7 protein-coding genes are annotated in these 8,427 nt (G+C 71.9%); all 7 read right to left on the reverse strand.

What is annotated here, in order from left to right; translation table 11 throughout:
* Nucleotides 1–17 precede the first annotated feature (17 nt).
* The 7 genes from rpsG to NS283_RS03130 all read right to left on the reverse strand — a co-directional run bounded on the left by rpsG (nt 18) and on the right by NS283_RS03130 (nt 8,379).
* On the reverse strand, nt 18–488 hold the full coding sequence (rpsG, locus tag NS283_RS03100; RefSeq protein ID WP_058595427.1) for a 30S ribosomal protein S7: 471 nt from the start codon (nt 486–488) through the stop codon (nt 18–20).
* A gap of 5 nt (nt 489–493) precedes the next feature.
* Nucleotides 494–862, reverse strand: coding sequence for a 30S ribosomal protein S12 (gene rpsL, locus NS283_RS03105; RefSeq protein WP_013584051.1), 369 nt, complete (start codon nt 860–862; stop codon nt 494–496).
* Between the two features lie 364 nt (nt 863–1,226).
* A complete protein-coding gene (locus NS283_RS03110; protein ID WP_058595428.1) occupies nt 1,227–1,979 on the reverse strand; it encodes a hypothetical protein in 753 nt (250 codons plus the stop codon).
* Entirely contained in the window at nt 1,976–3,532 is a 1,557-nt protein-coding gene (locus tag NS283_RS03115; RefSeq protein ID WP_058595429.1) for a DUF5684 domain-containing protein, read from the reverse strand. The genes NS283_RS03110 and NS283_RS03115 overlap by 4 nt, the downstream gene beginning before the upstream one ends.
* Nucleotides 3,529–6,006 (reverse strand): transglutaminaseTgpA domain-containing protein, encoded by a 2,478-nt coding sequence (locus NS283_RS03120; protein ID WP_058595430.1) that lies wholly within the window; start codon nt 6,004–6,006, stop codon nt 3,529–3,531. The genes NS283_RS03115 and NS283_RS03120 overlap by 4 nt, the downstream gene beginning before the upstream one ends.
* Complete coding sequence (locus NS283_RS03125; protein ID WP_058595431.1) at nt 6,003–7,379, reverse strand: DUF58 domain-containing protein; 1,377 nt, start codon at nt 7,377–7,379, stop codon at nt 6,003–6,005. The genes NS283_RS03120 and NS283_RS03125 overlap by 4 nt, the downstream gene beginning before the upstream one ends.
* Nucleotides 7,380–7,404: 25 nt before the next feature.
* A complete protein-coding gene (locus NS283_RS03130; RefSeq protein WP_058595432.1) occupies nt 7,405–8,379 on the reverse strand; it encodes an AAA family ATPase in 975 nt (324 codons plus the stop codon).
* Between the last annotated feature and the right edge of the window lie 48 nt (nt 8,380–8,427).

Genomic DNA, 8,427 nt, shown 5'->3' on the forward strand with positions numbered 1-8,427 from the left:
CAGACCCTCCGCGGGTTTTACCAGCGGTAGTGCGCGAAGGCGCGGTTCGACTCGGCCATCTTGTGGGTGTCTTCGCGGCGCTTGACCGCGGCACCGAGGCCGTTCGAGGCGTCGAGGATCTCGTTCTGCAGACGCTCGGTCATCGTCTTCTCACGACGACCCTTCGCGTAGCTCACGAGCCAGCGCAGCGCGAGGGTGTTCGCACGGTGCGGCTTGACCTCGACGGGAACCTGGTAGGTCGAGCCACCGACGCGGCGGCTCTTGACCTCGAGGGTGGGACGGACGTTGTCGAGCGCCTTCTTGAGCGTGGCGACGGCGTCCTGGCTGTTCTTCGCCTCGACGCCGCGGAGGGCGTCGTAGACGATCGCCTCGGCGATGGACTTCTTGCCGTCGACGAGGATCTTGTTGACCAGCTGGGTGACGACGGGAGCGCCGTAAACCGGGTCGTTGACGACGGGACGCTTCGGGGCGGGACCCTTACGAGGCATGGTTCTCAGCCCTTCTTCGCGCCGTAGCGGCTACGAGCCTGCTTACGGTTCTTGACAGCCTGGGTGTCGAGCGCACCGCGGACGATCTTGTAACGGACACCGGGGAGGTCCTTGACGCGACCACCGCGGACGAGCACGAGCGAGTGCTCCTGCAGGTTGTGGCCCTCGCCGGGGATGTAGGCGGTGACCTCGGTGCCGTTGCGCAGCTTCACGCGGGCGACCTTGCGCATGGCCGAGTTCGGCTTCTTGGGGGTCGTGGTGTACACGCGGGTGCACACGCCGGCCTGCTGGGGGTTCGACTTCAGCGCGGGAGCCTTGGTCTTCGAGACCTTCGGCGAGCGGCCCTTGCGAACCAACTGCTGAATGGTTGGCACGTTCTCTCCTTGTTTGGCCGGGCGGTTCCTCTCGGACCGTCCGGGGTGCTGCACGGTGACAGCGGTCGTGTCTCCCCCGACACTTCGCGCATCTTGCGATTCGTGACGTGTCGGGCTCACGTGTGATCCACCGCACGTCAGAATGATCGGACGCGGTTTGTGGTGGATATGCCGTGGGGGCGACCTGTTCGCAGATCGATCCCTGAGATGGTGCGAGCGTTGATCCGCACCCCCTGCCCGAAGGCATGACGCACGGCGCGCGTGAACGCACACCCGATCAATGATACGTGGTGTTCGGGGGTGCGGGCAAACGTGAGGCGATCTCGCAGCACACGGTGCGCGACCGTCCGCGAGATCGCTGCGCTCAGCGGACGAGCGCGATGAAGACAGCCAGGGCTCCCGCGATCACGGCGACGGTCGCTCCGCCGATGAGGAGCGGGGCGAGGGCGCCGCGACGCGAGGATCGGGCGCGCACGAGCGCGGGATCGCGCTCGGGGCCACCCCTCGGTGCGGGCGCGCTGCGCGGCACGCGAACGGCGTCGTCGATGCGAGGCCGGTACGTCTCGGCAGCGTCGGGGTCGAGGACCCGCGCGGGTCGCGGGGCGGTCTGCGCTTCGTCGACCGCGGCGGCGAGCGGGCGCGAGGGAGCGGCTCGCGACGGGATGGCCTCGCGTGATCCGCGGGCGCCGGGCGCGGTGTCGTCATCGCCCTGCACGGGCCGGGGCGAGCGCACGGTCTCGGCGACGGAGGCGCGAGAGCGCGGGGCGGTGTCGTCATCCGCGGACGAGCCGCGTTCGGAGCGGACCGTCTCCTCGACGACCGCGCGGGAACCCGGCGCGGTGTCGTCGATCACCTCCGCGACGGGGGGCGTTCCCTCGCGCCGCCGGGCGTGATCCGCGCAAACGGTGTCGTCGTCTCCGCGGCGCCGGGCGATCAGGGTGTCGTCGTCGGCGCCCCCGGAACGGCGGCGACGGGCGACGACCGTCTCGTCGGCGTCATCCTCCTCGGAGGTGCCATCCTCCTCGGGGTCGACGGGCGACGTCGGCCAGGACCGGAGTCGGCCCGCCCAGAGCGTCACCTCGTCCGGGTCGTCCGGCTTGTCGTAGGGACCGCTCACGCGTCCCTCCGGGAAAGTCGCACCTCCGCGTCACCCAGGAAGAACCGCTCACCGGCTTCGATCTCCTCCCCCGGAGGCGCCTCGATCTCGGTGCCCATGAGGGTGGCGAACAGGACTCCGTTCGTCGAGTCCAGGTCGGTGACGAACCACGTGTCACCGCGGAGTTGGAGTCGCGCGTGGGTCTTAGACACCGTGCGTGTCTCATCGGTGATCGCCACGAGCTGTGCGTCGGGGAACGCGATGTCGGCGGCGGGGCGGCGGCCCACGATGACCACGGACGACGTGAGGTCGATCGGGTCTCCGCTGGGCGGGACGAGCGCCCACGGGATGCGGCGTCGACGAGCCACGACCGTGCGATCCAGGGCGTCGAGGTCGTCGTCGCCGACCGGGTCGGCGGCGAACTCCGGCTGCGTGTACAGCGCGGCGACCGAGGTGCGCGCGGAGCGGGGGGCTCCGGCATCCGGAGCACCGGAGACCGCCGAGACCGCCTCGGACAGCTCGGGGAACTCGTCCGGGATCGCCTCGGCGTCGGAGGCGGGCGACTCGGACTCCGGCGACGCCTCGGGGGCGGGACGCGTGAGCGGAGAATCGGCCGCCGGGGTATCGACATCCTCTGCCCGGCGCGGCGGCGCCCACGGCTCCGGCTGCGGGAACGTCTGCGCGGCGCGCGGCGCGGGCTCGACCTCGGGCTCCGTCGGCGCGGGGGGCACCGCGGCGGCGCCCCGCCCGCGGAAGGGCAGACCCGGGGTCAGGGGGACCGTGGGCTGGAAGCCGTTGTCGTCGGGGTCGGACGAGGCGGGCGCCGCATCGGCGGTGCTGCGACGCGAAGCGGGCTCGCTCGCGTCGGCGCGAAGGGCATCGAGGACGTCGAACACGGACGTCGGGGGCGCGGCATCCGGAGCACGGTCCTGCGCGCGGGACGAGGCGGGGCGCTCGGACAGCGGGGCTTCGTCGTCCCGGCGGGACGGCGCCCAATCCACGGCCGAGAGCACGGCGTCCGACAGGGAGCCGGAGGGGGCGGCGAAGGGGAGCACGACGGGCTCGGAGCGGGGTGAGTCGTCGTCGGTGGCCGTGGCGGGCGGCTCGGGCGTCCAGCCTCCGACGAGGGGCACGTAGGGACCGGCGAAGTCCTGGCCGCGTCGCGACGGGGCGGAGTTCTCGTCGATCGCGGACGAGCGGATCGCCTCGTGCCCGTACCAGCGCGCGGAGCCGAACCCGAGAACACTCGCCCACACGACCTGCACGAGAACGCCGAGCACGGTCGTCCCCGCCCCGCGGTCGAATCCGACGCTGATGCGGTGCACCGCGACGATGAAGACGATCACGAACGCGATCCCGCCGAACAGCGGCACAAGGTTCAGGAGGACGAGCCAGGGCGAGAAGCCGCCGAGCTTCAGGATCGTGGCGAGGTTCACCACCGGGACCCAGGCCTTCCACGACGGCTCGCCGGTCTTGGCGAACATCGCCGACAGCGCCAGGGCGTACCAGACGTAGACGATGACGAACAGGACGGCGGTGGACAGCCCGAGGATGGCGCCGGTGGAATCGTTCATGTCGTGTCGCGCCGCCGTGGGGCGGGGCGCTTCCCCCTCTCGTCGCGGTGCGGCGGCCGTCGGCGCGTGGGGCGCGGGGCGAGGAACCGCAGGAACGATCTCAACGATACGGCCGCGAGCAGCCGCCGCCATCCGCCGCGCTGACGCGTGAGCGCGCGGCGTTCGGCATCGACGATCCTCCAGAACGCCGTGGCCTCGTCGGCTGTGACGGTCCGGGACGAGAAGACCGCGCGGTCGGCCTCGTCCGCGAGACGTTCGCCCCCGGCCGTGCCCCACGCCGAGACGAGCTCTCGGCGAGTGGATGCCGGCGGGAGTTCGCGACCCGCGTCCACACCGGCATCGACGTACTCGTCCCACCCGCCGGCGATCGCCGCTCGCGGGTCGGGATCGCGACGGCGGCCGCGACGACGGATCACCTTCGCGATCACCACCGCGAGGAACGGGCCGAACAGCACCAGGACGACGAGAAGCGAAAGCCCGGTGACCCGCAGGATCGGCCACAGCCAGGCGAGATCGAGACCGTCGTCCGCACGGTTCTCATCGTTGAGGGTGTTGTCCTCCTGCAACGGAGCCGGCGGAACGACATCGTCGACCGTGTCGGGGCGCACCTCGGTCACGTTCTCGGGGTCGCGCTGCTCGGTGACCTCGAGGCTCGGCGATTGCTCCCGCTGCGGGGTGACGTCGATCGCCGCCCACTGTCCGTCGGTGCCCTGCACCTCGGTCCACGCGCTGAGGTCTTCGGCGCGACATGTTCCGGCGTCGCACGTCGGGAGCGCGGGATCGGCGGACGTCAGGCGTGCGCCGACCACGACGCGCGCGGGGAAACCCAGCTCGTGGGCGATCAGGGCGACGGCGACGGCGAACTGCTCGTCGTCGCCGACGGCGGCGACATAGTTTCCGGATGCCGTGGCCCGAGGGTCGTCCTCCCGGTCGAGCAGGCGCTGGAACATCGTCTCGATGCGGGCCAGGGAATGGCCGGACGCGCTCGGCTGCACCTGATAGCCCGAGAGATCGGCCGCCCATTTCGGGGGTGCGGAGCCGGCGGCCGGTGCCAGTCCGTGGCTGAGGTACCCGCGCTCCCGCAGCAGCTGCACGAGGGAAGCGAGAGCCGTCCCGTCGTCGCCGGTCGCGTGCTCGTCGACCCACCGGCGTAGGTTCTCGCCGCCCGAGACACCGCCGGGAGCACCGGGAGGGGTGAGGCTCGCGATGTCGACCGCGGCCGTCTCGGTCCCCGTCACCCGGTAGCGGTCGCCCGGCTCGAGCCCGCCGTCGGCGATCTGCACGCCCGCCTCTGCGGCGGAACTGTAGTAGAACCGGTCGGCCAGCTGGTTCGCCCGGTCGCCGGCGAAGGTGGCTTGGACGAGGCTTCCCGCCGTCGGCATCCAGATTCCGCCGAGGTCGCCGATCTCGATCTCGGCGTCGATCGGACGCCCCTCCCCCGCCGGCAGTCGCGACGGGACGCGGACGAAACGCCCCTCGCCCGTGCCCGAGGAGCGGAAGATCTCGCCGTCGTAGGAGTCGAGGGTCGCGACGCGGATGCGGTCGGGCAGAGCGCCGTCGCCGATCACCTGGAACAGCACGTCGTCGACCCGGGCGTCCGAGAACATCGCCCGGTACGAGGAGAGCGGACTCACCGCCTCTGCGATCTGACGCTCGGGACCCGTGGCCGACCGCAGGACGCGCCGGTCGGCGTTGGCAGCCGCCCACGGGACCACGGCGACGGTCGCGAGAGCGGCGACGAGGATCATGCCCGCCCCGGTGAGGGCGCGACGCCGATCCGTGCGCGATCGCCGCGTGCTCGGCGCGACCGTCGCCAAAGCGGTGGCGCGACGGAGTGACCGGACCCGCTCGTCGTGGGCCCGCCACGCGAGCCAGAGCACCGCGGAGAGCAGCGCCGCCAGCCCCACCGCGGTCTCGATCGGCGCCGGCAGCGACAGCGGCCCCCACACGAGGGGGGAGCTCGGGGACGTCCGGCCGAAGAACAGACCGAACCCGGTCATGAGCAACCCGCTCACGACGGCGCCCGTCGATCGCCGATCGGTCCGCACGGCGAGGGAGAGCGTGAGCACCGTGCCGACGAGGAAGACCACGAGGGCGGGAACGAGCAGGTTGCGGTAGTCGCCCACCGGGAGGTCGACGGTGACCAGGTCCTTCCAGGCCACGAGGACGCCCGCGGATGCCTCGCCGATCCCCCGCAGGATCTCGAGTGGCGCCCCGAGCCGCGACGGGACGGCGAGCGGCACGCACAGCACGAGGAACGCGACGACCGTCGCGGCCGCCGTGATCCACCCACCGCCTCGGCGCCAGGTCACGAACGCGACGATCAGCGCCGCCGCGAACGCGGACACGACCACGAGCACGAGGAAGGACCACGAGGCGTAGACCGGCCAGGCGGCGACGGCGGCGAGCGCGACCGTCACGAGCGTGTAGAGCGCGGCGGCGACGACGCGCCCCGGATGCCGGGCGGCGGTCACGAGGTCGCTCCCCGCACGAGGAGCCCGGAGAGATCGTCGAGGGTGCCGATGGTCAGGACGGTCAGGCCGGCGATGCTCTGCATGCGCGGGTGCGCACGTTCGTCGCACACGACGGCCGCGACTGCGGTGTCGGCGGGGAAGGCCAGCGCGGCCTGACGCAGGTGCGCGACGGGAACGCGGGAGCCGACGACGACGAATGCGATCGAAAGACGCTCGTTCGATTCGGATGCCAGGCGGCAGACGTCGGAGACCGGCATGGTGTTGTCATAGCGCTCGAGGGCGCTGAATCCGTCGAGCATCTGTCGCGGAGTGACCGTCGCCACGTGACGGATCGCGCGCAGACGGCCCTTGACGACGCGCGGGATCTCGGAGCCCGTGACGATGTCGATGTCGCGGGCGTCGCGGACGGCGCGGAGCCCGAGCGACGCCGCGGCGGCCACGGCGAGCTCGTACTCGTCGGCGTCGAGGTACTCCTGCGAGGCGGCGCCGAGAACGACGGCCATGCGGGAGCGGCGCGATTCCTCGTACTGACGGACCATCAGTCGGCCGGTCTTGGCCGTGGACTTCCAGTGGACCTGCCGCTGCGAGTCGCCCGGCGCGTACTCGCGGATGGCGTGGAACGACATGTCGGCGTCGACGAGGCGACGGGTCGCGTTGCCCTCGAGGTCGCGCACGAGACCGGCGCTCGTGGAGGGAAGGGCGACCGTGCGGGGGTGGACGAACAACTCGTGCGCGTCGTCGAAGTCGTGCTCTCGGCGCAGGAGCCCGACGGGATCGCTGCGGACGGTCGTGACCGGACCGACACGGACGATGCCGCGCGGCAGCGGCGGGATCTCGAGCGCCTCGGTGACGCTCTGCCCCGGACGAAGGAGCGGGACCCCGAACTCCACGAGGCCCTGCCCGACGGGGATGTCGAGGCGCCCGGGGAGCGCGACACGCGAGCTCTCGTTGCGCACGACGATCTCGCCCGTCACACCGTGACCGGCCACGACGCGCTCACGCGCGAGGGTCAGATCGACGGCGTACGCGCGGGCGCCGAAGAGGAACGGCACGCTCATGAGCAGCAGAAGGAATGCGGCACTGCCAGCGACCATCCACTCGACCCAGCCGAAGACGACGCCGAGCAGCAGTCCCCCCGTCGCGGCGAGCGTCACGACGGCGCCCGCCGGGCGCACGGTGCGCCCCGCCCATCGCGTCGCCGTGACGGCGGCATCCGTCGTGACGCGCCACGCCTCGGCGACGCGCACGACGGCGCGCACGATCCGCCGCTCGCGCCGCGTCGAGGTGGACGTGATCGAGGTGCGCGAGCCGGTGACGGCCGTGCCGGCGGACGTGCGCGTCAACCGCGACTCGGTGAGGTTCACCTCCGGCATGGGCGAATTCCCCTCGGAAGGGAGGTCATCGCGCGCGCTCGCTCTCGCGCTGCGTGGGCGGTGCGACGTCGAGGAGCACCTGCCCGATGACCGCCTCCGCGGTCACCCCGTCGAACTCAGCCTCGGGGTGCAGGATGAGCCGGTGCGAGAGCACCGCCACGGCGAGCGCCTTCACATCGTCGGGGGTCGCGTACGTGCGGCCCTGCGCGGCGGCGCGGGTACGGGTGGCCCGGGTGAGGGCCAACGCCCCGCGGATGCTGACGCCGAGACGCACCTCGTCGGCGGAGCGCGTGGCATCCACGAGCCGGGCGATGTAGTCGAGGACGAGGGCGTCCACGTACACGGTGGCCGCGAGGTCGGCCATTCCGACGAGAGCCTGCGGGGTGACGATCGGGCGGAGGTCTGCCGTCGAGACCGCGGCTCCGTCGAGGATGCGCACGGTGGCGGCGTGATCGGGGTAACCGAGCGAGGTCCGCAGGAGGAAGCGGTCGAGCTGCGCCTCGGGGAGGCGATACGTGCCCGCCTGCTCGACCGGGTTCTGCGTCGCGAGGACGAGGAAGGGCACGCCGACCTCGCGCGACACTCCGTCGATGGTGACGCGCCCCTCTTCCATGACCTCGAGCAGGGCCGACTGCGTCTTCGGGCTCGCCCGGTTGATCTCGTCGGCGAGCACGATGTTGGCGAAGACGGGCCCGGCGTGGAACTCGAATCGCCCCGTCTTCTGGTCGTACACCGTGATGCCGGTGATGTCGCCCGGCAGCAGGTCGGGTGTGAACTGGATGCGGGTGTTCGTCCCCTGCACCGACTGGGCGACCGCGCGCGCGAGCGAGGTCTTCCCGGTACCCGGCACGTCCTCGAGGAGGACATGCCCGTCGCTCAGCATCGCGGTCAGCACGAGCTCGACCACGTGCCTCTTACCGAGCACGGCGCGCTCGACGTTGTCGGCGATCTGCGAGAACGTCTGCGCGAACCAGGTCGCCTGCTCCTGGGTGATCGTCATGTCGGTGGGTCTCTCTCTGGGGGATGGATGCCGGGGGCGGGGCTACGC

It is taken from the genome of Microbacterium testaceum (assembly GCF_001476285.1).
Classification (GTDB): Bacteria; Actinomycetota; Actinomycetes; order Actinomycetales; family Microbacteriaceae; genus Microbacterium; species Microbacterium testaceum_B.